The 22,790-nt window shown below is 56.1% G+C and carries 24 protein-coding genes; 17 read left to right on the top strand and 7 right to left on the bottom strand.

Going from position 1 to position 22,790, the window contains the following annotated elements; genetic code table 11:
• Positions 1 to 28: 28 nt before the first annotated feature.
• Positions 29 to 844: a pyruvate, water dikinase regulatory protein gene (locus tag IBX51_RS00735; RefSeq protein WP_291827571.1), complete on the bottom strand. Its 816-nt coding sequence runs from the start codon at positions 842 to 844 to the stop codon at positions 29 to 31.
• A 111-nt stretch (positions 845 to 955) separates the two neighbouring features.
• On the opposite strand from IBX51_RS00735, the gene ppsA reads away from it, so the two are divergent.
• Together ppsA and rraA are read left to right on the top strand one after the other, a co-directional pair.
• On the top strand, positions 956 to 3,328 hold the full coding sequence (gene ppsA, locus IBX51_RS00730; RefSeq protein ID WP_291827569.1) for a phosphoenolpyruvate synthase: 2,373 nt from the start codon (positions 956 to 958) through the stop codon (positions 3,326 to 3,328).
• 33 nt (positions 3,329 to 3,361) lie between these two features.
• Positions 3,362 to 3,841 (top strand): ribonuclease E activity regulator RraA, encoded by a 480-nt coding sequence (gene rraA / locus IBX51_RS00725; RefSeq protein ID WP_291827567.1) that lies wholly within the window; start codon positions 3,362 to 3,364, stop codon positions 3,839 to 3,841.
• Between the two features lie 50 nt (positions 3,842 to 3,891).
• Here the strand turns inward: rraA and IBX51_RS00720 are convergent, their stop codons facing one another.
• The 3 genes from IBX51_RS00720 to IBX51_RS00710 form a co-directional block, all read right to left on the bottom strand.
• A complete protein-coding gene (locus tag IBX51_RS00720; RefSeq protein ID WP_291827565.1) occupies positions 3,892 to 4,182 on the bottom strand; it encodes a PilZ domain-containing protein in 291 nt (96 codons plus the stop codon).
• A gap of 5 nt (positions 4,183 to 4,187) precedes the next feature.
• Positions 4,188 to 4,856 carry a TIGR04211 family SH3 domain-containing protein gene (locus IBX51_RS00715; RefSeq protein WP_291827563.1) on the bottom strand — a complete coding sequence of 223 codons (669 nt, stop codon included), beginning with the start codon at positions 4,854 to 4,856 and terminating at the stop codon, positions 4,188 to 4,190.
• A gap of 138 nt (positions 4,857 to 4,994) precedes the next feature.
• Positions 4,995 to 5,294: a YciI family protein gene (locus IBX51_RS00710; protein ID WP_291827561.1), complete on the bottom strand. Its 300-nt coding sequence runs from the start codon at positions 5,292 to 5,294 to the stop codon at positions 4,995 to 4,997.
• A gap of 87 nt (positions 5,295 to 5,381) precedes the next feature.
• On the opposite strand from IBX51_RS00710, the gene IBX51_RS00705 reads away from it, so the two are divergent.
• Positions 5,382 to 6,281: a PHP domain-containing protein gene (locus IBX51_RS00705; RefSeq protein ID WP_291827559.1), complete on the top strand. Its 900-nt coding sequence runs from the start codon at positions 5,382 to 5,384 to the stop codon at positions 6,279 to 6,281.
• Here IBX51_RS00705 and IBX51_RS00700 read toward each other — a convergent pair.
• The gene (locus tag IBX51_RS00700) at positions 6,254 to 6,796 is read right to left on the bottom strand and encodes a YecA family protein (protein ID WP_291827557.1); all 543 of its coding nucleotides are present in this window, start codon (positions 6,794 to 6,796) and stop codon (positions 6,254 to 6,256) included. The two genes, IBX51_RS00705 and IBX51_RS00700, sit on opposite strands and share 28 nt — an antisense overlap.
• Positions 6,797 to 6,798: 2 nt before the next feature.
• Positions 6,799 to 9,831, bottom strand: a complete 3,033-nt coding sequence (gene rne, locus IBX51_RS00695) for a ribonuclease E (RefSeq protein ID WP_291827554.1) — start codon at positions 9,829 to 9,831, stop codon at positions 6,799 to 6,801.
• A gap of 729 nt (positions 9,832 to 10,560) precedes the next feature.
• Between rne and rluC the strand changes: the two genes are divergently transcribed.
• Genes rluC through IBX51_RS00680 form a run of 3 tightly spaced genes read left to right on the top strand, consistent with a single transcriptional unit; the run spans position 10,561 to position 13,228 of the window.
• Positions 10,561 to 11,496: a 23S rRNA pseudouridine(955/2504/2580) synthase RluC gene (rluC, locus tag IBX51_RS00690; RefSeq protein ID WP_291827551.1), complete on the top strand. Its 936-nt coding sequence runs from the start codon at positions 10,561 to 10,563 to the stop codon at positions 11,494 to 11,496.
• Positions 11,496 to 12,143 (top strand): HAD-IA family hydrolase, encoded by a 648-nt coding sequence (locus IBX51_RS00685; protein ID WP_291827549.1) that lies wholly within the window; start codon positions 11,496 to 11,498, stop codon positions 12,141 to 12,143. Before rluC ends, IBX51_RS00685 begins: the two co-directional genes overlap by 1 nt.
• A gap of 29 nt (positions 12,144 to 12,172) precedes the next feature.
• A complete protein-coding gene (locus IBX51_RS00680; protein WP_291827547.1) occupies positions 12,173 to 13,228 on the top strand; it encodes a S49 family peptidase in 1,056 nt (351 codons plus the stop codon).
• Between the two features lie 29 nt (positions 13,229 to 13,257).
• Here IBX51_RS00680 and IBX51_RS00675 read toward each other — a convergent pair whose 3' ends face one another.
• Entirely contained in the window at positions 13,258 to 13,854 is a 597-nt protein-coding gene (locus IBX51_RS00675; protein ID WP_291827544.1) for a Maf family nucleotide pyrophosphatase, read from the bottom strand.
• Between the two features lie 135 nt (positions 13,855 to 13,989).
• Between IBX51_RS00675 and IBX51_RS00670 the strand changes: the two genes are divergently transcribed.
• The 11 genes from IBX51_RS00670 (at position 13,990) to IBX51_RS00620 (ending at position 22,775) form a co-directional block, all read left to right on the top strand.
• On the top strand, positions 13,990 to 14,547 hold the full coding sequence (locus IBX51_RS00670; RefSeq protein ID WP_291827542.1) for a YceD family protein: 558 nt from the start codon (positions 13,990 to 13,992) through the stop codon (positions 14,545 to 14,547).
• Positions 14,548 to 14,578: 31 nt separating this feature from the next.
• A complete protein-coding gene (rpmF, locus tag IBX51_RS00665; RefSeq protein WP_291827539.1) occupies positions 14,579 to 14,758 on the top strand; it encodes a 50S ribosomal protein L32 in 180 nt (59 codons plus the stop codon).
• Positions 14,759 to 14,801: 43 nt separating this feature from the next.
• Entirely contained in the window at positions 14,802 to 15,806 is a 1,005-nt protein-coding gene (gene plsX, locus IBX51_RS00660) for a phosphate acyltransferase PlsX (protein ID WP_291827536.1), read from the top strand.
• A gap of 127 nt (positions 15,807 to 15,933) precedes the next feature.
• Positions 15,934 to 16,872 carry an ACP S-malonyltransferase gene (fabD, locus tag IBX51_RS00655; protein ID WP_291827534.1) on the top strand — a complete coding sequence of 313 codons (939 nt, stop codon included), beginning with the start codon at positions 15,934 to 15,936 and terminating at the stop codon, positions 16,870 to 16,872.
• 15 nt (positions 16,873 to 16,887) lie between these two features.
• Positions 16,888 to 17,631, top strand: a complete 744-nt coding sequence (fabG, locus tag IBX51_RS00650; RefSeq protein ID WP_291827532.1) for a 3-oxoacyl-ACP reductase FabG — start codon at positions 16,888 to 16,890, stop codon at positions 17,629 to 17,631.
• A gap of 132 nt (positions 17,632 to 17,763) precedes the next feature.
• Positions 17,764 to 17,997 (top strand): acyl carrier protein, encoded by a 234-nt coding sequence (acpP, locus tag IBX51_RS00645; protein ID WP_008938713.1) that lies wholly within the window; start codon positions 17,764 to 17,766, stop codon positions 17,995 to 17,997.
• A 126-nt stretch (positions 17,998 to 18,123) separates the two neighbouring features.
• Positions 18,124 to 19,371, top strand: coding sequence for a beta-ketoacyl-ACP synthase II (gene fabF, locus IBX51_RS00640; RefSeq protein ID WP_291827504.1), 1,248 nt, complete (start codon positions 18,124 to 18,126; stop codon positions 19,369 to 19,371).
• Positions 19,372 to 19,378: 7 nt separating this feature from the next.
• The gene (pabC, locus tag IBX51_RS00635; protein WP_291827501.1) at positions 19,379 to 20,197 is read left to right on the top strand and encodes an aminodeoxychorismate lyase; all 819 of its coding nucleotides are present in this window, start codon (positions 19,379 to 19,381) and stop codon (positions 20,195 to 20,197) included.
• Between the two features lie 5 nt (positions 20,198 to 20,202).
• Positions 20,203 to 21,267 carry an endolytic transglycosylase MltG gene (gene mltG / locus IBX51_RS00630; RefSeq protein WP_291827497.1) on the top strand — a complete coding sequence of 355 codons (1,065 nt, stop codon included), beginning with the start codon at positions 20,203 to 20,205 and terminating at the stop codon, positions 21,265 to 21,267.
• Complete coding sequence (gene tmk / locus IBX51_RS00625) at positions 21,267 to 21,908, top strand: dTMP kinase (RefSeq protein ID WP_291827494.1); 642 nt, start codon at positions 21,267 to 21,269, stop codon at positions 21,906 to 21,908. The genes mltG and tmk overlap by 1 nt, the downstream gene beginning before the upstream one ends.
• Before the next feature lie 87 nt (positions 21,909 to 21,995).
• A complete protein-coding gene (locus tag IBX51_RS00620) occupies positions 21,996 to 22,775 on the top strand; it encodes an AraC family transcriptional regulator (protein ID WP_291827491.1) in 780 nt (259 codons plus the stop codon).
• Positions 22,776 to 22,790 lie beyond the last annotated feature (15 nt).

Below are 22,790 nucleotides of genomic sequence, written 5' to 3'. Positions count from 1 at the left end.
GCGCCTGCGGCGGTTAAGCTGCGGGCGGTCACCGGTAGCGCTTAAGGCCGGTACTCACAATAATCCGCGTGGAAATTTCTTCTACAGAGTAGGCTGTAGTGTTCAGGTATGGGATACGCTCCCGCCTGTACATTAACTCGATTTCTTCCACTTCGTGCATGCACTGCTGAATTGAAGAGTACCGGGAATTGGGTCTGCGCTCGTTTCGAATGGTAGCCAGGCGCTCCGGCTCGATGGTCAGGCCGAAAATCTTCTCTTTATGCGGGCGCAATGCCGCCGGCAGCTTCTGGTCGTCCAGATCCTCTTCGGTGATCGGATAGTTGGCTGCCTTGATGCCGTATTGCAGGGCGAGGTAGAGGCAGGTTGGTGTCTTGCCGCTGCGAGATGCCCCCACCAGAATCAGATCCGCCTCGCTGTAGTGTCGGGTTCTTGCACCGTCATCGTTGTCCAGAGCAAAGTTAACCGCGTGAATCCGGCGTTCGTAACTGCCCTCGTTGTTGATCGCGTGAGACTTGCCTACAGTGTAGGAAGACGATGAGTTGAGCTCTTGTTCGAGCGGGCTCAGGAAAGTGCCAAAGATATCGATCATAAAGCCGTTGGCGGTGCTGATGATGTCCCGGACACTGCTGTTGACGATGGTATCGAAAACCAGCGGATGGTTGCCGTCGACCTCAGCCGATTTGTTAATGCGTTTGACGAGGGTGTGGGCTTTTTCTTCGTCGTCAATGTAGGGCACAGTGATCCGCTCGAATTCAATTTTTTCAAACTGGGCGAGCAGCGCATGGCCGAGTGCCTCGGCGGTCAGGCCGGTGCCGTCAGAGATAAAAAACGCAGTTCTTTTCATGATTTGATCCGGTTCGGTTTTTGGCGAGTCCCTAGGTAATTCCCGCAGCTTACAGTATCATACACGCCATATTCGAGACCCCGCGTCATTCAGAATCAAGGGAGACAGACTTTGGAAGATTACATTATCTGGTTTGACCACCTGGGAATGTCCGACGTTGACCGGGTCGGGGGCAAGAACGCTTCCCTCGGTGAAATGATCAGTAATCTGGCCAATGCGGGCGTGACGGTTCCGGGTGGCTTTGCGACCACCGCCCACGCCTATCGTGAATTTCTGGCTACTGACGGGCTGAAAGAGCGGATCGACGAAGCACTCGATGCTCTGGATGTGAGTGACGTCAATGAGCTGGCCCGTGTTGGGGCCCAAATCCGTCAGTGGGTGATCGATACTCCGTTTCCTGACGTTCTGGATAATGCGCTGAAAGAAGCGTTTGTCAAAATCCAGGGTGGTAATGAAGACATGGCGGTTGCCGTGCGCTCCTCTGCTACCGCCGAAGATTTGCCCGACGCATCGTTCGCCGGCCAGCAGGAAACCTTTCTGAACGTGGTGGGTTTTCAGCAGATTCGTACGTCGGTTAAAGAAGTATTTGCCTCTTTGTTTAACGATCGCGCCATTTCCTATCGGGTGCATCACGGCTTCGATCACAAGCTGGTGGCGTTGTCGGCCGGCATCCAGAAAATGGTGCGCAGTGAAACCGCCGCCAGCGGTGTGATGTTTACGCTCGACACAGAATCCGGTTTCCGTGATGTGGTGTTCATCACCTCGTCTTACGGGCTGGGTGAGACGATTGTGCAGGGCGCGGTCAATCCTGATGAATTCTACGTGCACAAGCCCACGCTGGCCGCCGGTCGGCCGGCGGTGCTGCGCCGCAATCTGGGCAGCAAAGCCATCAAAATGATTTACCACACTGAGCCCGGTGAAGGCCAGTTGGTGGAAACGGTCAAGGTCGAGCAGGAAGACCGCAGCCGCTTCTCCATCACCGATGCCGAGGTGGAAGAGCTGGCCAGGCAGGCGATGATCATCGAGAAGCACTATGGGCGTCCGATGGACATCGAGTGGGCGAAAGACGGGGATGATGGCAAGATCTACATCGTTCAGGCCCGGCCGGAAACGGTCAAGAGCCGCTCGTCGGCCAACGTTATGGAACGCTACCTGCTGAAAGAAACTGGCAAGGTGCTGGTGGAAGGTCGCAGTATCGGCCACAAGATCGGCAGTGGCCCGGTCAAGATCATTACCAGCATCAATGAAATGGACCGGGTGCAGCCTGGCGACGTGCTGGTCACCGACATGACCGATCCGGACTGGGAACCGGTGATGAAGCGGGCCTCCGCCATCGTCACTGACCGCGGCGGTCGCACCTGTCATGCCGCCATCATCGCCCGTGAACTGGGTATTCCTGCAGTGGTCGGTTGTGGTGACGGGACCGAAGTGCTCAAGGACGGTCAGGCCGTGACCGTATCCTGCGCCGAAGGCGACACCGGCATGATCTATGAAGGTGCCCTGGACTTTGAGCTGCGCGAAAACACCGTCGACTCCATGCCCAACATTCCGTTCAAGATCATGATGAACGTGGGTAACCCGGACCGCGCCTTTGACTTTCAGGCGCTGCCGAACGAGGGCGTAGGCCTGGCCCGTCTTGAATTCATCATTAACCGGATGATCGGGGTGCACCCGAAAGCCCTGCTGAACTACGACGGCCTGCCACGAGATATCAAGCAGACTGTCGACAAGCGCATTGCCGGCTACGCGTCACCGGTGGATTTCTATATCGACAAGCTGGTTGAGGGCATTTCGACCCTGGCGGCGGCGTTTACCCCCAAGAAGGTGATCGTGCGCTTGTCCGACTTCAAGTCCAACGAATACGCCAACCTGATCGGCGGCACCCTGTACGAGCCAGACGAAGAAAACCCGATGCTGGGCTTCCGAGGCGCTTCTCGCTATATCTCGGAGACCTTCCGCGACTGTTTTGAGCTGGAATGCCGCGCACTGAAAAAAGTGCGCAATGACATGGGGCTAACCAACGTTGAAGTCATGGTGCCATTCGTGCGTACCGTGGGTGAGGCAGAGCAGGTGGTAAGACTGCTGGCCGAGAATGGCCTCAAGCGGGGCGAGAACGGTTTGCGGGTGATCATGATGTGCGAGCTGCCGGCCAACGCCATATTGGCGGATCAGTTCCTGGAGCACTTTGACGGTTTCTCCATTGGCTCCAACGATCTGACCCAGCTGACGCTGGGCCTGGACCGGGATTCCGGCATCATTGCCCACCTGTTTGATGAGCGCGACGATGCAGTCAAGGCGCTGCTGTCCAATGCGATCCAGGCTTGCAAAAAAGCCGGCAAGTATATTGGCATCTGCGGTCAGGGCCCGTCAGACCATCCAGACCTGGCCAAGTGGCTGATGAATGAAGGTATCGACACGGTGTCACTGAATCCGGATTCCGTGCTGGATACCTGGTTCTTCCTGGCCGATGAGAAGATTGATTAAGCGCGACCATTCAGGGAAAAGGAGAATAACCACGTGAGCAATATCATTACTCCGGATCTGTGCGACGAGTTTCCGGAAGTCCAGGTGGTTGAGCCTGGCTTCAACAACTACGGAGGCGTGCGCCAGTTCGGTGGCGAAATCGTTACCGTTAAATGCTTTGAAGATAACTCTGTGGTCAAAGAGCAGGTTGGCCTGCCGGGCAATGGCCGGGTTATGGTTGTTGATGGTGGAGCGTCAAAGCGCAATGCATTGCTCGGTGATATGCTGGCAGAGAAAGCGGCGGAAAACGGCTGGGCGGGGCTGATCATCTACGGTTGTATTCGCGATGTGGATGAAATCGGTCAGACCCGTCTGGGTGTTCAGGCGTTGGGCACCGTGCCTCGGAAAACCGATAAGCGGGGTATCGGTGATTTGAACATTCCGGTGACGTTCCACGGCGTAACGTTTCGCCCGGGCCAGTATGTTTACGCTGATAACAACGGCATCATCGTATCCGAGACGCCTCTGGTCTGACTTCAGGCCGGAAGATATACATAAAAACGGCGGCCATCAGGCCGCCGTTTTTATTGGGTTACTTCTGTGATGTTGATGCCGAGCAGGTAGCCGTCACCCTCAGGCTGACAACGGACTACTTCGCACACCGTTTCTAGCGGCGGGAACTGCTCGTCAGCGGCTTCCAGGCGAGTTTTCAGTTCGTCGCCAACCGTGAACGGGGTGTCGACGAACAGCTGCATTCCGGCGGCGCTCAAATCCCGACATACACCAATCAAGGTTTTACCATTAGCGTCGGTAATTTCGATACGGCTGTTCACCTGCATCCTGTGGAAGTCACGCTTTTCTGAGTAGTCCTTCATGGTTTTTAGGCCCAGTTGTCGGTTTTTCTTGTTGGTTTGAGCATGGGAATGAGCAGCGCAAGCAGCACGCCGCCCAGCACCAGGCCAGCGCCAAGCAGCATGAAATCAGAATCTTTGCTGGCTTCAAGCCGTTCGTTTTCTGCCGTCAGAACTTCGAGATCGTTGCGCAGCCTCTGGTTTTCTTCACGGAGCTCCCGGTTACGGCGCTCCAGGTTGATTGAATCAGCCGCGATGTCCTTGATACGTTGCAGTTCTGTCTGAAGCTCATCGGAACGGTTCGACAGGGTGCTTTCTGAATTCTGCAGGTTATCGCGTTCTTCAGTAACCAATGCCAGCTGCTCGCGGGCCTGGCTCAGTTGAGTGCGAGCTGTTTCCAGTTGTTGGGTAGCGGTTTTCAGGCGGTCTGCGGCAATGGGTTGGTTGCTGAGGTACTGGCTGGAAACCCAGCCTTCATTGCCCCTGGGGGTGCGCACTTTGGTGTAGCTTTCTCCAACTTCGATCACTTGCAGAGGCGTTCCGCTTGGAACGGCATTCTCGATAATCCGGAACTGAGTGCCAGCCCCGGACCGCACTGGCAGGTAGAGCTGGTCGTCTACCCACACTGTGCGGGCTTGAGCCACAGAAATCGAACTGATAATAAGCAGAAGACTGAAAAAAAGACGGAGCGGTGTCACGGAGTGCGTTCCCTGATAGTGTCTATTATCGTTGGTTCAAAAGAGCAATTCTGTCATAGAGTGACGGGTATTCAAGCCGCAGCGGGTTACAATCCGCTCATGCTGGCCCACGGTTGGGTGCGCCTTCTCTGAGGTAACTCACGGCAAGACAATTTTGTATGGTTTTACCGTGACGGATTGATACACGCCGGCGGCTATATATGGGTCGGCGTCTGCCCACGCTCTGGCTTGTTCCAGAGACTCGAATTCCGCAATTACCAGGCTGCCGCTAAAGCCAGCTTCGCCCGGATCGGGCGAGTCAATCGCTGGATGCGGGCCTGCAACAAACAGGCGCCCGTCCGCTTTAAGTGCTTCCAGTCTGGCGATATGAGCCGGGCGCGCCTCGAGCCGCATGGCCAGGCTGTTGGGGACATCTTCGCTGATGATGGCGTAATACATGAGTACTCCGGTACAAATCAGGCTTTGGGTAGGGCTCGATAGCCAACACTGTTACACTGAAGGCCATCGTTTTAATCAGGAATGTTCGTGACTATACCTCAAGACCAGAAGCCGTGCATTGATCTGCATTGCCATACCACCGCCTCTGACGGCGCCCTTGACCCGGAGCAACTGGTTGCGCGAGCGGCAGAGCAGGGTGTAACGCACCTGGCGATTACAGATCATGACACCATCGCTGGCCTCGCGAGTGCGAGGGCAGCTGCATTGCCACTGGGCCTTGCGTTGATTAATGGTATTGAATTGTCGTGCGTTTGGCGTAGCCATACCATTCATATTGTCGGTCTGGATTTTGATCACACCAGTGATGCGTTTAACGCGGCCTTGGCCAGGCAGAATGACAATCGGTGGCAGCGAGCCAGATTGATTGCAGACAAGCTTCATCGCCTGAAGGTCGATGACTTGCTCGACAAAGCCACTGCGGCGGCCGGTGGCGACGTGCCGGGGCGCCCGCACTTTGCTCAGGTACTGGTTGAAGCAGAGGTGGTGCCGAAAGTGGCTCATGCCTTCAAGCGCTATCTCGGCGCCGGTAAACCGGGGGATGTGAAAGCCTGCTGGCCAGAACTGGAAGAGGTAGTGGGTTGGGTCAATGCCGCAGGAGGTATCGCTGTCTTGGCTCATCCACGGAAGTATCGGCTGACGGCAACCCGATTGCGGGAGCTAACGGCAGACTTTCGCCGGGCCGGGGGGCGAGCGATCGAGGTGTCGGTTTCAGGGCAGTCGAGCGGAGACCTGGGTTTTGTGGCGGAGCTCACAAGGCGAGAGCAGCTGCTGGCGTCGCAGGGTAGTGATTTTCATTTTCCCGGTGCGCCCTGGTGCGAGCTTGGCAGGATACAAAAAATGCCAGAGGGGTTAGACCCCGTCTGGCATCATTTCAGGCAACCGGTGAGTGCCTCGAGCGCTCAGTCCGGCGCGTGGAACAGCAGGTAAAGATCAGTCAATGAGTCTGGAATGGCTTCTGCCATTCGGTCTGACAGCGCCGAATCATTCCGCACATTCTCAAAATCTTCATCTTCGAACAGCCCAGAGAGTGTGAGCATCGGGACCATCAGGTCAGCGACTTCTTCTTCATCTGCCACTTTCAGCCAGGATTCCTCGTGCTCGAGGAACGTGTCAACAAACCCGGCGCACCAATTCTCAAGTGCGTTCATCGGGTCTCCGTCTTCCGGCTCAGGAAGTTCCAGAGGCTGCCCCATGTCCAGCGCCTGAACCATATCCCTCGTCAGCTGATTAACGCAACGGGTGAAGGTTTCAGGCACCTCGCCGTTGGGCAAGGCGTCTACGCCAGTGGCAAGGCGGAAGATGTCTTCCGCCGCCAGACTGACCGGACCGATAACGCTGGCACATACCACTCCATGAAGCCCGAAGAAGTCCAGAGCATCGTCGCCCCAGGGGTCAGCAAAGAGGATGTCTTCCAGTGCTTCAACGTCCGAATTTGTCAGCATACTCAATTGCTCCCGGCTTTTTTGGCGGCTTCGGCCGCCCGCTGGCGCTTGCGCACCTCTCGTGGGTCGTTGTATGCCCGACCCGGGGTGACAGGAATGTCTGTCGGCGCAACATAGGGTTCCTGGGCCGGTGCTTCGGTTTTCTCGACTTTTGCGGGCTCAGCGGCTTTGGGTTCGGGCCTGGGCTCGGATTTCGGCTCCGATGCCACCGGCGCGTCCTGCTTGCTGTCTGCTTTGGCTGCGTCGGCTTGGGCTGGCTTTGGTTCAGTCTTGTCTGCGGCAGCCTCGGTCTCGGGCTGCTCCGTTTTTGCCGTCGGTTCTGCTTTGTCAGCGGTTGCTGGCTTTTCAGTTTTCTCCGGTTCAGCAGTCGCGGCTTGACTGGCTTCAGCTGCGGGAGCTTCCGGCTTGGCTGTCTGCTCCGGTGCCTGCTCGGCCTTGAGGGTCTGAGCCACAGGGGCCTCGCCTTTCGTGTCGCTGGCAGGTGCGCCTGAGTTTTCGTCAGGCTTGGGCTTGCGCTGGCGGTTTGCAGGCCGTGTCTTACGCGGCTCAGAGGCGTCTTTGACGGGCTCCGCCTTCTCCGGCGCAGCCGTATTGTCTGCCTGCGTGCTGTCGGCTTTTGCGTCTGGTGCTGGCTGTTCCTTGGGTGCCTTCGGTGCTTCAGCAGTCGTCGGTTGGTCTATCGGCTGTTGCTGAGGTGCCTTTTCTTTGGCGGCCACAGGGTTGTTATCTGTGGCTTTCTCCACGCCCTTCTCGGGTTGAGTATCTTTCTGGTGCTTCTCGCTGCGCTCGGCTTTGCGCTCTGCGGGCGCGCTGACCGGCGCTTCTGCAGGAGATCCATCACGGTTGCGCTGGCGACGAGGTTTGCGACGCTTTTCATCGTTGCCTGGTTTGTCGCTGGCTGCAGCCTTAGGAGTATCCTGCTGATCGCGGGCTTCTTTCGGATCTTTCTGCTCTTTGGGGTCGCGCTGGGGACGGTTGCGGTTCTGGTTGCGTCCTTGTGCGTCTTTACGATTGTCCCTGCGGCCCTCGCTGGCTTTGTCGCCGGGCTTGTTGTCAGCGGCGGGCTTGTCCTGTGGGCTCTGGCGATTCTGGTTGCCTCGGGCCTGGTCGTCGTTGCGACCACCGCGATTACGATTGCGGTTATCCTCGGCACGATTTGGCTGTCCGCCCTGGCGACGTTCATTGCCGTTACGGTTAGCACCCGGGCGCTGGTCATCTCTTGCTACACGAGATTTACGGCGATCCTGTCTTACCTGATTGCGACGCTCCTCATCGCGATCGCGGTTTGTGGGGGTACTGGCTTGTCCGTTTTGCTGGTCTTCACCGCGGAAGAAGCAAGCGATCTTTTTGCCGAGCTTCCGGAACAGGCCTTCTTCAGGCTCTGTGCTGGCCGCTGGCGCTGCACTTGGGGTTGCCGTCGGTGCAGCAGACGGGCGAATAGCTTTGACGGCAGCCTGTTCACGCACAGGCTTTTCGGTGTTCGGTATTTCAGCGGGCTCTTCTTCCCGCTCATTGTACTCGTGAGCCACCTGGTGGCTGGCGACATGCTCCGGAGTGGTTTCGTCCAGGCGCATCCGCACAATCTCAAAGTGCGGCGTTTCCATATTGGGCACCGGTACAACCACCACAGCGACGCCTTGGCTTGCCTCAATGTCGGCCAGCTGTTTGCGCTTTTCATTCAACAGGAACGTGGCCACAGACACTGGCACAATGGCCCTGACTTCTGCGGTTTTTTCCTTGGAAGACTCTTCGTAAATAAGACGCATGATGCTCAGCGCCAGGGATTCGATGCCCCGAATAGTGCCCTGGCCTTCACAGCGCGGGCACACTTCACTGCGGGTTTCACCGAGTGAAGGTCGCAGGCGCTGGCGAGACATTTCCAGCAAACCAAATCGGGAGATCTTGCCAACCTGAACGCGGGCGCGGTCAATTTCCAGCGCTTCGCGCATTTTCTGCTCGACTTCACGCTGATGCTTGGCCGGTGTCATGTCGATAAAGTCGATCACGATCAGGCCGCCCATGTCGCGCAGGCGCAACTGGCGAGCAATCTCTTCTGCCGCCTCGAGGTTGGTCTGCAGGGCAGTTTCCTCGATGTCGTGGCCTTTGGTTGCGCGAGAGGAGTTGATGTCGATAGAAACCAGCGCTTCAGTCGGGTCGATAACAATCGAGCCGCCAGAAGGTAACTTTACTTCGCGCTGGAACGCGGTTTCGATCTGGCCTTCAATCTGATAACGGCTGAACAGAGGGATCTCATCCTTGTACAGCTTGATCTTGTTTTCGAACGTTGGCATGACCGCACGCACAAAGCTGAGCACGTCTTCGTAAACGCTGTCGGCATCGATCAATACTTCGCCGATGTCTTGGCGAAGGTAGTCGCGTACGGCACGGATGATGACGTTGCTTTCCTGGTGGATCAGGAATGGTGCTTTGCGTTCACCTGCGGCCTGAGTAATGGCTTCCCAGAACTGTACCAGGTAGTCCAGATCCCACTGGAGTTCTTCTGCTGTGCGACCGATACCGGCGGTGCGCACAATGATGCCCATAGATTTGGGCACCTGGACGCCGTTCATGGCGTCTTTCAGTTGGGCCCGGTCTTCACCTTCGATGCGGCGGGAGATGCCGCCCGCGCGCGGGTTGTTAGGCATCAGTACCAGATAGCGTCCGGCCAGGGAGATAAAAGTTGTCAGCGCAGCGCCTTTATTGCCTCGCTCCTCTTTGTCAACCTGGATGATCACTTCCTGGCCTTCGGAAAGCACATCTTTGATGTTTACTTTGCCTTCGATCTGGCCAGGAGACTTCTTAAAGTATTCTTTGGAGATTTCCTTCAGAGGGAGGAAGCCGTGGCGGTCTGCACCGAAATCGACGAAGGCAGCTTCAAGGCTGGGCTCAACACGGGTGATCCGGCCTTTGTAGATGTTGGATTTTTTCTGTTCGCGAGTGCTGGACTCGATGTCCAGATCAAACAGTCGTTGGCCATCTACGAGAGCTACGCGCAACTCTTCAGGGTGAGTTGCATTAATCAGCATTCTTTTCATGGAAAGAAAGGGTTCCTGTCGTTTGTTAGTGACAGAAAACCGGGGGGAACTACATCAGCGAAGCAGGATCTGCGTGCCGCGGGCCCTGATACAGCAGGGCGGGCCGGCGGCCAGACGGATCAGACCTTTATGGGTGTGATCCTGTATGTCTGAGACCACCGCCTACGTTGCGCCTGCCTGAGGGCAGGGGCGAGTTGCATAGGGTAGGTGTCTGTTGGCGCATAGTATCCGTTTTCAGGTTCACACAAACCCTTGGGTCTCACGTCGTATTAGTTAGCTGACGGCCCGGGTTCGCGTGGTAGTGATTCTCGCGATGTCGCCCGACGGTTTTCCGGTCGGTTTTCCTCTCCCGGGCAGATTGCAGCCTCTCTGGGTCTGCTCTGTTGGTCCGGGAGCTTGTCTCGCGCCGTACCCTCTAATGATTGGGCTTGCGGCGTTCAATCTCTTAATCAGTGTCGGTATACTGCTGCCGCTCCGGCTTCTGACCAGAGTTCGTCAGGCCGTAGACAAACGGCAGAGCACGTCGGAATATACCAGTAAAGCTGTGGTCGTTCAATCCTGCATTTATCCCTTAAAAGGTGCTTCATGTCGCGCAAGCCAGTCGCCCGTAAAAAACCGCTACCACGCGGCCAGTCGCGCCATTCTGAGGGAGGTCGGGCCAGTCGTAGTGCGAGCTCATCTCACGGGGGTGTTGAGCCACCTGCAGGTCAGGTTCAAAAGGGGGTGCAGATGGTGTCCGTGGACGAAGACATGGCTGGCCAGCGGGTGGATAATTTTATTCTGGCGCGATTGCGGGGTGTGCCCAAGAGTGTTGTATACCGGATTGTCCGCAAAGGAGAGGTCCGGGTAAACAAAGGGAGGGTTAAGCCCGATACCCGGCTGAAAGCGGGTGACGTGGTGCGTATTCCGCCCGTGGTGCAGCAGAGCAAGCCAGAGCAGGTGGCCCCGGGAGGCCGGGTTCAGTCTGTAGTAGAGGCGGCGGTGGTGTTTGAAAACGATGAGATGCTGGTTGTGAACAAGCCATCGGGGATTGCTGTTCATGGCGGTAGCGGGTTGAGTTTCGGGCTCATCGAAGTGCTGCGCTCGTCCCGCCCGCAGTCAAAATTTCTTGAGCTTGTGCACCGGCTAGATCGCGATACTTCGGGTCTGGTGATGGTGGCGAAGAAGCGTTCGGCGTTGCGTGTTTTGCAGGATGAACTGCGACAGAAGCGTATACGTAAACATTATCACGCCTTGGTGGCGGGTTCGTGGTTGCGCTCTGTGGGGCGGGTGAATGAGCCGTTGTTGCGTTATGAGATGCCCAATGGTGAGCGTCGGGTAAAGGTGAGCGCTGAGGGTAAGGAGTCTTTGACGCTGTTTCGCTGCTTGCGGCAGTTTCAAGGGTATAGTCTGGTTGAGGCGTCTCCGGTTACCGGGCGAACCCACCAGATAAGGGTACACAGCGCCTGGGCCGGGCATCCGATTGCCGGCGACGACAAGTATATGGACGACGCCAGCCTTAAAGCGTTTCGCGCTGTTGGTGGTCAGCGCTTGATGCTTCATGCCCGGGCTCTGGAATTCACATTGCCCGGATCGGGTGAGGCAATGAAACTGGAAGCGCCGTATGATGAGGCCTTCGCCAAGGTGCTCGAAGAGCTTGAGCAGCGCAGTAAGGGAGCCTGTTGATGGATGTAAAGGTAGTGATTTTTGACTGGGACGGAACGCTGATCGATTCGGTGGACCATATTGCAGACAGCCTGCATCAGGCGGCAACCGATCTGGGCTATCCGGAACTGGAGCGTGAAGCGTATAGGGATATCATCGGGCTGGGTATGATCGAGGCGCTTGAGCGGCTGTATCCGGGGCTGAGCCGTGAGGAAATGACCAGAATCCGCGAAGGCTATGCGGGATACTTTTTCAAGAAGGTGACCACGCCACAGAACGTGTTTGAGGGGGTGGCTGAAATGCTTGCGGACCTCAGAGGGGCCGGGCGTGGGTGCTCGGTCGCCACAGGCAAGAGTCGCCGTGGCCTCGAGGGTGCATTGACCTCAAGCGGTCTGGGAACACATTTTGATATTACGCGCTGCGCCGATGAGACCCGTTCCAAGCCGGACCCGCTGATGCTCGAAGAGATTCTGTCGTTCTACGGCTACACGCCGGAGCAGGCGGTCATGATCGGTGATACCCGTTACGACCTTGATATGGCCCGGCGTATCGGTATGCCTGCGATTGGCGTTGAGTGGGGAGTTCACAAGCGTGATGTGCTGGAACAATACGACCCGCACGCGGTGGTGAGTTCTGTTGATGAGCTCAGGCGTGTGCTGGGGCTTTAATTACTGGTGTGGCTTTAAAGGAATATTGAATGAGTGACTGGGGTTCGGATAAAGAGTCTGGTTGGGGGGATAAGCCAGCAGAGCGGGGGCAGGACGCGTCACCGCGCAAGCGGGGGTTGTTCGGTAGCAAGCAGCCGGCCATGCCGCCAGAGTCGGGTCGCGACTGGCGCCTGATCGAAAAGCTTGTGATGTCGCTGCAGCATGAGCAGCGGCGCAGTCGGCGTTGGGGTATCTTCTTCAAGTTCTTGACCTTCGGTTATTTATTTGCATTGCTGATTTTTATCCGGTCGCCCCTCGGCGGCAGCGTTGAGTCGGCAACGGGCGACCACACTGCGTTGGTAGAGGTGAGGGGTACCATCGCCGCTGATGAGTTGGCCAGTGCTGACAATCTGGTGGGGGCGCTTAGGTCGGCCTTTGAGGCGGAGCGTGCCAAGGCTGTGGTGCTCAGGATTAACAGCCCTGGGGGCAGTCCAGTGCAGTCTGGCTATGTGTATGATGAAATCAAACGCCTGCGCCAGGAATATCCGGATAAAAAGCTGTACGCCGTCATCTCGGATATCGGGGCGTCTGGTGCCTACTATATTGCTGCCGCTGCGGATGAAATTTACGCAAACCGTTCGAGTCTGGTCGGGTCGATTGGTGTGGTTGCTGGCGGCTTTGGGTTTAGCGAGATGCTTGACAAGATAGGGGTGGATCGCCGTCTGTATACCGCGGGTGAAAATAAAGCCTTCCTGGATCCGTTCTCACCAGAGCGTGCAGAGGATGTGGATTTCTGGCAAAGCGTACTGGAAAATACTCACCGTCAGTTTATAGATGCGGTGAAAGAGGGGCGCGGTGACAGGCTTGTTGATGATGAGCGACTGTTCAGTGGTCTGGTTTGGAGCGGTGAACAGGCGGTTGAATTAGGCTTGGTGGACGGGCTTGGGAGCACGTCCTGGGTGGCTCGTCAGTTGGTAGGTGAGGAGAAATTGGTGGATTACAGTCGCCGTCGCTCACCGTTTGCGAAGCTGGTGGATCAGCTAGGCGTTTCAGTGGGTGAGGGTGTGGCCACTCGCCTGCTTGAGTCGCGGCTTGAGCTGCGTTGAGAAATGAAATGAGAGGGCTGAGCCAGTGTTCAGCGGTGTAGTAGGGGGTTGATACCGAGCCTGATCAGCATGTCTATGAGGGCGATCAGTGGCAGTCCTATGAGGCTGTTGGGGTCTCGGCCCTCGAGACGGCTGAACAGGGCGATGCCAAGGCCTTCCATCTTGAAGCTGCCTGCGCAGTCATAAGGTTGCTCTTTGAGCAGGTAATGATGGATTTCTTCGCGGCTTAGATTGCGGAAGTGGACCGTAAATGGCTCGCAGCAGCTTTGCAGTGTGTTGGTGCGAGTGTCGAGTACGGCCAGGCCAGTCATAAATCGGACACTCTTGCCGTTGCTGCAATCAAGCTGTTGCATGGCCCGTTCATGATTGCCGGGTTTGTTCAACAGGGTGCCGTCCGCCAAGGTGGCGACCTGATCGGAGCCGATGATGATGGTGTCCGGGTGCTGATGCGCCAATGCTCTTGCTTTTGCAATAGCGAGCCGCAGGGCCAGGGTGCTGGCACTTTCGCCGGGATTCGGGGTTTCGTCGACATCTGGACTGGCGCAGTCAAATGGCAGCCCGAGTCGTTTCAGCATGTTTTTGCGGTACGGTGAGGAAGAGGCCAGCAATAGGCGAGGTTCTGACATGGCTACCTTTGATAACGATTAGCGCGTGTTTAAGGAGCTTGTATCGTAAAATACCGCTACCCGGAGCGAAAGCCCTGCCAGAAAGTCGATTAAGTCTTTGACAGCAGCGGGCCGCGTCCCTAAAATTGCGCGCCTATGTCCAAAGCACCGAATGCCGAACTGCCAAAATCTGTTGACCCAACCCGGTTGGCAGAGCAAAACACGACACTCGAGGGGGTAATTCCACTTGAGGGTCTTGTTCGTTTTGGAGAAGCGGTACCGGGTTTGCAGGATGGCAGCGAATGCCGCGTAAAGCTCTCCTTTTACCAGGACAGCGAACGCCGAAGAGTAGTGTCGGGAGAGTTGTCTGCACCGGTGATTCTGGAATGTCAGCGTTGCATGAATGATATGCAGGTTACGCTAACGTCCAGTTTTGATCTGGGCCTGGTCATGAACGATGAGCAGGCGCAACGGTTGCCCAAGACGCTGGAGCCGTTCCTTTTTGAGGATTTTACGGCGGACTTGTGGTCAATGGTTGAAGATGAACTGTTACTGGTGTTGCCGCCGTTCCCTCTTCATGAAAGAGATGAGTGCCCGGCAAAAGAAGATCTGGAGGCGTTGGAGCCATCAAAAGTGCCCAGCGAACCCGAGGTAAAGAAAAGAGAAGATAATCCGTTCAGCGTGCTGGCGGGTTTCAAAACGACCAAGCACTAACGTTTTCGCAAATTAGTCAGGAGCTTATACCATGGCTGTACAGAAGAGCCGTAAAACCCGTTCCAAGCGTGGCATGCGCCGTTCACACGACGCGCTGCCTACTTCCGCTCTGTCTACAGACACAACAACGGGCGAAGTACATCGTCGCCACCACGTGTCTCCGGATGGCTTCTATCGTGGTAAGCAGGTTATTGAGGCTCGCGACGAGTAAAATCGTCGGGAACCCTTTTTAACCTGTGACGCATGGACGAGCGGTGAATAAACCGGTCACCATCGCCATCGATGCCATGAGTGGCGATCGTGGCGCTGAAGTGGTTGTCCATGCTTCGCTGGAGGCAGTGCGTGAAAATGAGGCCTTGAGTCTTGTTCTGGTGGGAATCCGGAGCGAGCTCGAGGCCTTGTTGCATGGTGGCCACCCCAGAATCCGCATTGTAGAGGCTGCCGATGTGGTGCGCATGAACGAGCGCCCCTCTCATGCGCTCCGGCACAAACGCAATTCCTCGATGGCCATCGCCCTTGCACTGGTTCGTGACGGTGAGGCGCAAGGCTGTGTCAGTGCCGGTAATACCGGTGCTCTGATGGCATTTGGCCGGTCCATTATCCGAATGTATCCGGGTATTGAGCGCCCCGCGATTGCAAAGCTTATTCCTTCACTCCGTGGCCGCTGTCATGTCCTTGACCTTGGTGCCAACGTCGATTCGACCGCCGAAAATCTCTATCAGTATGCCTTGATGGGCTCGTTAATGGCGTCGGCTATTTGTCGGCAGTCGGAGCCAAGGGTTGCTTTGCTCAACGTGGGTGAAGAAGAAATTAAAGGCAATGAGCAGGTGCGCCTTGCTTCACATATGCTTGCTCAGTGCGACACGATCAACTACATAGGGTATGTAGAGGGCAGCGATCTGTTCCGCGACGTGGCCGATGTTGTAGTGTGTGATGGCTTTGTGGGTAATATCGCCTTGAAAACCGGCGAGGGTGTGGCTGGTTTATTGATCGAGTTGCTCGAGCAGGCTTTTACGCGTTCCTGGTACGGCCGTTTTGTAGGCTTGCTGGCGCGCCCGATCATTGGGCGGCTACTGCAATTGATGGATCCATCCCGCCATAATGGCGCCAGTCTTCTGGGGCTGCAGGGTGTGGTTATCAAAAGTCACGGCAACGCCAATGAACGAGCCATGCTGGCAGCACTCCGTCAGGCGGTTCGCGAAGTTGAGCTGGAAGTGCCGAGTCGTATCAATGAGCGCCTCGACGATTTGATGTTGTGACTCCCCGCACGACTGGCTGCTGAGACTAAAGTAGGCCCGCATTTGCAACTTTATTCGCGGATAATTGGCCCGAATTGTACTATTGGCTAATCTCCAGAAACCCTCCAATGACGATAAGATTCCGCCTATGAAATCAGCGTTTGTTTTTCCCGGACAAGGCTCTCAATCGGTTGGCATGCTTCAAGCCGCTGCGGAAGCGTGGCCGATGATCAGCGAAACCTTCGATGAGGCGTCTAATGTTCTCGGTTTTGATGTCTGGCACTTGTGCCAGCATGGCCCTGCAGAAGAACTGAATCAGACCATGGTTACCCAGCCGGTGCTGTTGACGGCCAGCATTGCACTTTGGCGGCAATGGTGCGTGAGCGGCGGCCCCATGCCGGACTATCTGGCTGGTCACAGCCTTGGCGAATACAGTGCATTGGTTGCTGCGGAAAGTCTGGACTTTATTGAGGCCGTTAAACTGGTGCAGCTTCGTGGTGAGTTGATGCAGGATGCAGTGCCCGCTGGCGAGGGTCGTATGGCGGCCATCCTGGGCCTTGAGGACGCAGACGTGGTAGCCGCCTGTGCAGACGCAGCCAACGGCGACGTGGTCGCCGCGGTTAATTTTAATGCCCCGGGCCAAGTGGTTATTGCCGGATCGGCTGCGGCTGTGGAGCGCGCGATTGAGGCTTGCAAGGCCAGGGGCGCCCGTAAGGCGATGCCATTGCCTGTCAGCGTTCCGTCCCATTGCGCCCTGATGAAGGGCGCTGCCGAGCAGCTTGCAGAGGCTCTGGAAGATGTCCGCTTTAATGATGCTGTCATTCCCCTGGTGCAGAATGTTAATGCCTCGGTCACCAAGGATGCAGATACGCTTAAAGCCAATCTCCTCAAGCAACTATACTCTCCCGTGCTTTGGACTGATTCGATTCGGGCGTTGACGGGTGAGGGGGTCAGTGTTGCCGTTGAGTGCGGATCTGGCAAAGTACTGGCTGGGTTGATCAAGCGGATCGATCGTAACCTGCCTGTGCATGGTGTTGAGGATCCTGATTCTCTTGCCAATGCAATAGCGGCATTCGGGCAGTCTTAACAAACGGAGTGGTGTATGTCTTTGGATGGCAAAATAGCGCTGGTTACCGGCGCAACTCGGGGTATTGGCCAGGCTATTGCTCATGAGCTGGCAAAGCAGGGTGCAGAAGTTGTGGGCACGGCGACCAGTGCTGAAGGTGCCGAGTCTATTACCCGCGGTTTGCAGGCTGCCGGCTACAAAGGTTACGGCATCGTTATGAACGTGGCGGAGCCAGACAGCATTGAGGCCGGGCTTAAGCAGATTGCAGAGCAGTCCGGAGCGCCCCTGATCCTGGTCAATAACGCGGGTATTACTCGTGATAACCTGCTCATGCGCCTCAAAGAAGATGATTGGTCAGCGGTGTTGGAAACGAACCTTTCCAGTGTGTATCGCACCAGCAAGGCGGTGCTTCGCGGTATGGCCAAGGCACGCTGGGGCCGGATTATTAACGTCAGTTCGGTTGTGGCAGGCATGGGTAACGCTGGTCAGGGCAACTACTGCGCTGCCAAGGCCGGTGTTGAGGGTTTTACCCGGAGCCTCGCGAAAGAAATGTCGAACCGTGGCATCACCGCCAATTGTGTGGCGCCCGGATTTATTGATACAGATATGACAAAAAAACTGGACGATAAGCAACGCGAGGCTATGCTGGAAATCATACCGGCAGGCCGGTTAGGTGAGCCTGGTGAGGTTGCCTCGGTTGTGAGTTTCCTGACATCCGACGGCGCGGCTTACGTGAGCGGAGAAACCATTCATGTGAATGGCGGCATGTACATGGGTTAAGCTCGTTTTCGGGCTGATGTGCAACCCCTTGTCGCACAACATGTTTACAGAATCCCTGCTTGTTTGCAGGTAGGGTTTAAACTAAACTGGCAATTATCGAATTGCTTGGTTGACACATAAAGTGAGGACATTATGAGTACAGTTGAAGAGCGCGTTAAGAAGATAGTTTGTGAACAGTTGGGCGTTAAAGAGTCCGAAGTTCAGAACACATCTTCTTTTGTAGAGGATCTTGGCGCTGACTCACTGGACACGGTTGAGCTGGTTATGGCCCTGGAAGAGGAATTTGAAACTGAAATTCCTGATGAAGAAGCCGAAAAGCTGGGCACAGTTCAGGACGCGATTGACTACATCGTCGCACATACCTGATCTTCTGCTAGCCAGATAGCCAGGCAAAAAGCCGTCCTTTGAACTTCAAAAAGGGCGGCTTTTTTATTACCTGTATGGGCGTTATGCAAGTCAGAAGTCAGACAGAATAATCAGGTGAGCACAGTTATGAGCAAGCGGCGGGTTGTTATCACGGGTATGGGAATGCTTTCACCGGTGGGGAATGATGTTGAGTCCTCATGGCAGGCCATTCTTGCCGGGCGTAGTGGAATTGGCCCCATCGACCGATTCGACGCAACCGACTACAACACTCGCATTGGCGGCGCGGTCAAAGGCCTTGACATCGAGCCCTACCTGTCCACCAAAGAGGCGCGCAAGCTGGATGCGTTTATTCATTACGGGTTGATTGCAGCGCAGCAGGCGGTTGATGACAGCGGACTGGAGCACTTCGACAGGCTCGACAAGGAACGGGTGGGTATTGCCATCGGTTCCGGCATTGGTGGTCTGGAGTACATCGAAAAGAACGTGATTCTGATGGAGAAATCCGGCCCTCGTAAAGTGTCTCCGTTCTTCGTGCCAGCGTCTGTGATCAATATGATTTCGGGGAATGCCGCTATCCGGTTTGGCTACAAAGGCCCCAACATAGCCATCGTGACTGCTTGTACTACTGGCACCCATAACATTGGTTATGCTGCCAGAACGATCGCCTATGGCGATGCCGATGTCATGCTGGCTGGTGGCTCTGAGATGGCGACCACGCGGTCTTCTGTAGCGGCGTTTTCATCGGCGCGGGCGTTATCGACCCGTAATGACGAGCCAGAGAAAGCCAGCCGGCCCTGGGACAAGAATCGTGATGGCTTTGTGCTTAGTGACGGTGCCGGCGTGCTGGTTCTCGAGGAACTGGAGCATGCCAAAGCTCGCGGCGCCACCATACACGGAGAAATTGTTGGCTTCGGTATGAGCGATGATGCCCACCACATTACGTCGCCCCCGGCAGACGGTGACGGTGCTGCTCGCTCGATGCGCAATGCCATCCGTGATGCTGGCCTGAAGCCGGAACAGATCGATTACATTAACGCCCATGGCACCTCTACACAGGTGGGTGATGTGGCTGAAGTGGCCGCCGTTAAGTCGGTGTTTGGTGCCCATGCCGACAAACTCGCGATGAGCAGCACCAAGTCGATGACTGGTCATTTGCTGGGCGCGGCGGGTGCCGTTGAGGCCATATTCTCGGTGCTGGCCACGCGTGACGGCGTAATGCCTCCCACGATCAATCTGGATAATCCGGACCAAGGTTGCGACCTCGATTTCGTGCCTCATAAGAACCGGAAGGCGGATGTGGGTATTGCGCTGTCCAATTCGTTTGGTTTTGGGGGTACCAACGGCACTCTGATTGTGGCGCGTTACGAAGGCTGATATCGCTGTGTTGCACCTATACTGGGCTGATGAAAGCAGCGCGCCCCCGGGCGACCGGGGGCTTGCCTATGGGGACGGACTTTTTGAGACCGTGTCTGTCACGGGTGATCGTTCGCCACTGCTTGGTTACCACCTTGACAGGCTCAGTCGGGACGCCGGGCGCTTGGCCATTCCTGTTGCTCGATCGGAACTTGAGAAAGTCTTTAACCAGGCTTTACTGCGGTATTCTGACCTGTACGGCACCGGTCAGTGGATTCTCAAATTGACGCTTACGCGAGGCTCGGGTGGTCGTGGCTATCGGCCGGACCCTGGTATTCAGCCGAATCTGATGGTTTCCCATTCCGCTGCCCCGGCTCCGGTTGATCCCGGCGGTGTTGTGGTCGATTTCTCACGAATTCCTTTAACCGTTAACCCTCTTTTTGCCGGCATTAAATCGCTCAACCGCCTGGAGCAGGTGATGGCGGCCAGGGAGCTTCGTGGCGATATCTATGAGTTATTGATGAGCAATCGTGAAGGCCATGTGGTGGAAGGGACGCGAACCAATCTGTTTGTTTGCTCGGGCCAGACATGGGTAACACCGCCGGCGTCAACGCTTGCAGTTGCCGGTGTCATGCGCCGTCATGTGTTGGCTCGCCTGCACAGTGCTGGCCAGGAGGTCAGAGAAGCTCCGTTACAGCTGGAGGATCTGGTGGGCGACAACTGTCATGGTGTTTGGCTTACCAACAGCGTTCTGGGTGTGGTGCCGGTTCGCAACCTGGCGGGACATGATTTGCCTGTCGACCAGCGACTTGCGACAATCGTCGGCTTACCGGCAATACTGGGTTGATTGGTGTGTTAAAAAAGCTATTGATTGTGTTGGTGACGGCAGTGGTTCTGGTGTCGGCTGGCAGCGGACTTTGGCTCTGGCAGGGTTTACAGACGCTGCAGCAACCGGTTTCTTTGGAGGAGCCTGTGCTTTTCAATGTAGCGCCCGGGGCAGGGTACAGCCAGGTGGCTCGGCGTCTTGAGAGCGAAGGCTTTGTGTCGGACGCACTGTGGCTTCGCCTGTATGGCCGGTTGAACCCGGATCAGACCAGAATCAGGGCCGGTGATTACGAGTTTCAGTCGGGGATGACCCCACTTACCATGGTTCAGACCATGGTGGAGGGCAAAGTAAAGTTGTGGTCCGTTCAGTTTATCGAGGGCTGGACGTTCCGGGATTTACGAGCGGCCTTGGCACGTTCCGAACGTCTGACCAGACTGACAACGGACTGGTCCGATGAACAGATAATGGCGGCGGTCGGTGCTGAAGACCAGCATCCCGAAGGGTGGTTTTTTCCGGATACTTACATGTTCAGCGGCAGCGAATCTGACTTGGATATACTCAAGCGCGCCTATAACCGCATGGTGACGGTGCTTGACGAGGAGTGGCAGAATCGCGCCGAAGGGCTGCCTTACGATTCGCCCTACGAGGCTCTGATTATGGCCTCTATTGTGGAGCGTGAAACCGGCGTGCCCTGGGAGCGTCAGGAAGTAGCCGGGGTGTTTGTTCGGCGCCTGCACAAAGGGATGCGTTTACAGACTGATCCGACCGTCATCTATGGCATGGGCGATCAGTATGAAGGGCGTATCCGGCGCAGCGATCTGAGAACCTATACGCCTTACAATACATACCGTATCAATGGCTTGCCGCCAACACCTATCGCCTTGTCGGGCCGTGACTCGATCCATGCCGCGCTGCATCCGGACGACGGTGACACACTGTATTTTGTTGCCAGAGGGGATGGCAGTCATAAATTTTCCAGAACGCTGGCCGAGCACCAGCAGGCCGTCAGGGAATATCAGCTGAATCGCCGACAGGATTATCGATCTTCTCCCGCGCCGAGCACCCTGAACGAAAACAGTCGGGAACAATGATGCAAACCAAAGGTCGATTCATCACGTTTGAGGGCACTGAGGGTGTTGGTAAGTCCACGCAGCTGGAGAATGCCGCCAATACACTCGACCAACTGGGTGTGGAGTTTATTGTCACCCGGGAGCCAGGCGGCACGCCCATGGCCGAAAAAATCCGCGAACTGTTGCTGGCGCCCCGCGAAGAGCCGGTTCATGAGACCACCGAACTGCTACTGATGTTCGCCGCCAGGGCTCAGCATCTGTATAACTGCATTCTTCCGGCGCTTGACCGCGGCAAGTGGGTTTTGTGTGACCGCTTTACCGATGCCACCTTCGCGTATCAGGGTGGTGGCCGAGGGGTCCCTAAAGAGCGAATAGCGCTGTTGGAAGCCCTTGTTCAGGGAGACGTCAAGCCTGATCACGTCATTTTGTTAGACGCTCCGGTAGAAACGGGCATGGCCCGGGCTCGCCAGCGAGGTGAGCTCGACCGCTTTGAGCAGGAAGCCCAGGATTTTTTCCAGCGTATTCGTGACACCTACCTGGAACGGGCAACCGCACTGCCGTCTAAGTATCACGTTGTCAACGCAGCTCTGCCGCTGGAGCAAGTCTCTGCCAGTGTTTCAGCACTACTGGCTGCTTTGGTGAAGATGCCAGCGCCAGCCTGACGATATCGTTTTTTTTCGCTTTCGTGCACTTTTTGTAATGATCTGCTTTAATTGATGTACATTCTCAATTAACGGCCGGCAGCATTAATGCTCAACGCGAAACTCCTGAAGCTTCCTATCGCCGCTCACCAGCACCGGCACGAACACCACCAGATTGTTATTGGGGTGAGGGGGGAAGCCGATCTCAGTGTTGACGGAACCGGGGCTCACCTGGATACCTGGCGCGCTTGTGTAGTGCCGACTGATGCCAGTCACGACTATTGTGGCGACGACGAGAATCACGTTCTGGTCATCAATCTGGACCCCCTTACTCCCGCCATCAACACGCCCGCCCACGCTGATTACGAACGGATGATGCGGGTCTTTGAGAAGCCTAGAACGGTACAAATGGACGGCCGGCTTCAATCCTTCGTCCAATTTGTTGCTAATGAGTTTGATCGTGCGCCGGAGAACAGCACACTTAAGCAACATCTGGGGTCCAGTGTTTTGTACTGTATGGCAGACCGAATCATTGAACACCCCGCCCAGATCACCCATCGAAGTGTCATCAGTCCCGAGGCCATTCGTCGCTACATCCTGAGCAATCTGCACCGGAAGATTACCGTTGAGGACATGGCCGGAGAAGTGTGCCTGAGTGTTAGCCGGTTTTATGAAGTGTTTCGGGACGTGGCGGGTACCACTCCTCATCAATTCCTGTTGCAGACACGCCTGGAGCAAGCCGTTCACCTTTTGGCCTCGTCGTCTCTTTCCGTGTCCGAAATCAGTTACCGAACCGGTTTTTCGTCACAAAGTGCCCTGACCAATGCATTGCGTAAATATAAGGGTACAACCCCGTCAAAGTTGCAGGTTAATAGAAGCGTTGCGTGAAACAGGCTCTAATTT

The organism is Marinobacter sp., from assembly GCF_014859525.1.
In the GTDB taxonomy this organism is placed as follows: domain Bacteria; phylum Pseudomonadota; class Gammaproteobacteria; order Pseudomonadales; family Oleiphilaceae; genus Marinobacter.
This window is presented reverse-complemented; position numbering and strand designations above follow the sequence as displayed.

Bases quoted from the DNA above. Each gene is read 5' to 3' on its own strand.
- IBX51_RS00735 (WP_291827571.1), bottom strand. From the start codon at position 844: ATGAAAAGAACTGCGTTTTTTATCTCTGACGGCACCGGCCTGACCGCC.
- IBX51_RS00720 (WP_291827565.1), bottom strand. From the start codon at position 4,182: ATGAAGGACTACTCAGAAAAGCGTGACTTCCACAGGATGCAGGTGAAC.
- IBX51_RS00710 (WP_291827561.1), bottom strand. From the start codon at position 5,294: ATGTATTACGCCATCATCAGCGAAGATGTCCCCAACAGCCTGGCCATG.
- IBX51_RS00700 (WP_291827557.1), bottom strand. From the start codon at position 6,796: ATGCTGACAAATTCGGACGTTGAAGCACTGGAAGACATCCTCTTTGCT.
- rne (WP_291827554.1), bottom strand. From the start codon at position 9,831: ATGAAAAGAATGCTGATTAATGCAACTCACCCTGAAGAGTTGCGCGTA.
- rluC (WP_291827551.1), top strand. From the start codon at position 10,561: ATGGTGTCCGTGGACGAAGACATGGCTGGCCAGCGGGTGGATAATTTT.
- IBX51_RS00685 (WP_291827549.1), top strand. From the start codon at position 11,496: ATGGATGTAAAGGTAGTGATTTTTGACTGGGACGGAACGCTGATCGAT.
- IBX51_RS00680 (WP_291827547.1), top strand. From the start codon at position 12,173: ATGAGTGACTGGGGTTCGGATAAAGAGTCTGGTTGGGGGGATAAGCCA.
- IBX51_RS00675 (WP_291827544.1), bottom strand. From the start codon at position 13,854: ATGTCAGAACCTCGCCTATTGCTGGCCTCTTCCTCACCGTACCGCAAA.
- IBX51_RS00670 (WP_291827542.1), top strand. From the start codon at position 13,990: ATGTCCAAAGCACCGAATGCCGAACTGCCAAAATCTGTTGACCCAACC.
- rpmF (WP_291827539.1), top strand. From the start codon at position 14,579: ATGGCTGTACAGAAGAGCCGTAAAACCCGTTCCAAGCGTGGCATGCGC.
- fabD (WP_291827534.1), top strand. From the start codon at position 15,934: ATGAAATCAGCGTTTGTTTTTCCCGGACAAGGCTCTCAATCGGTTGGC.
- fabG (WP_291827532.1), top strand. From the start codon at position 16,888: ATGTCTTTGGATGGCAAAATAGCGCTGGTTACCGGCGCAACTCGGGGT.
- acpP (WP_008938713.1), top strand. From the start codon at position 17,764: ATGAGTACAGTTGAAGAGCGCGTTAAGAAGATAGTTTGTGAACAGTTG.
- fabF (WP_291827504.1), top strand. From the start codon at position 18,124: ATGAGCAAGCGGCGGGTTGTTATCACGGGTATGGGAATGCTTTCACCG.
- tmk (WP_291827494.1), top strand. From the start codon at position 21,267: ATGCAAACCAAAGGTCGATTCATCACGTTTGAGGGCACTGAGGGTGTT.
- IBX51_RS00620 (WP_291827491.1), top strand. From the start codon at position 21,996: ATGCTCAACGCGAAACTCCTGAAGCTTCCTATCGCCGCTCACCAGCAC.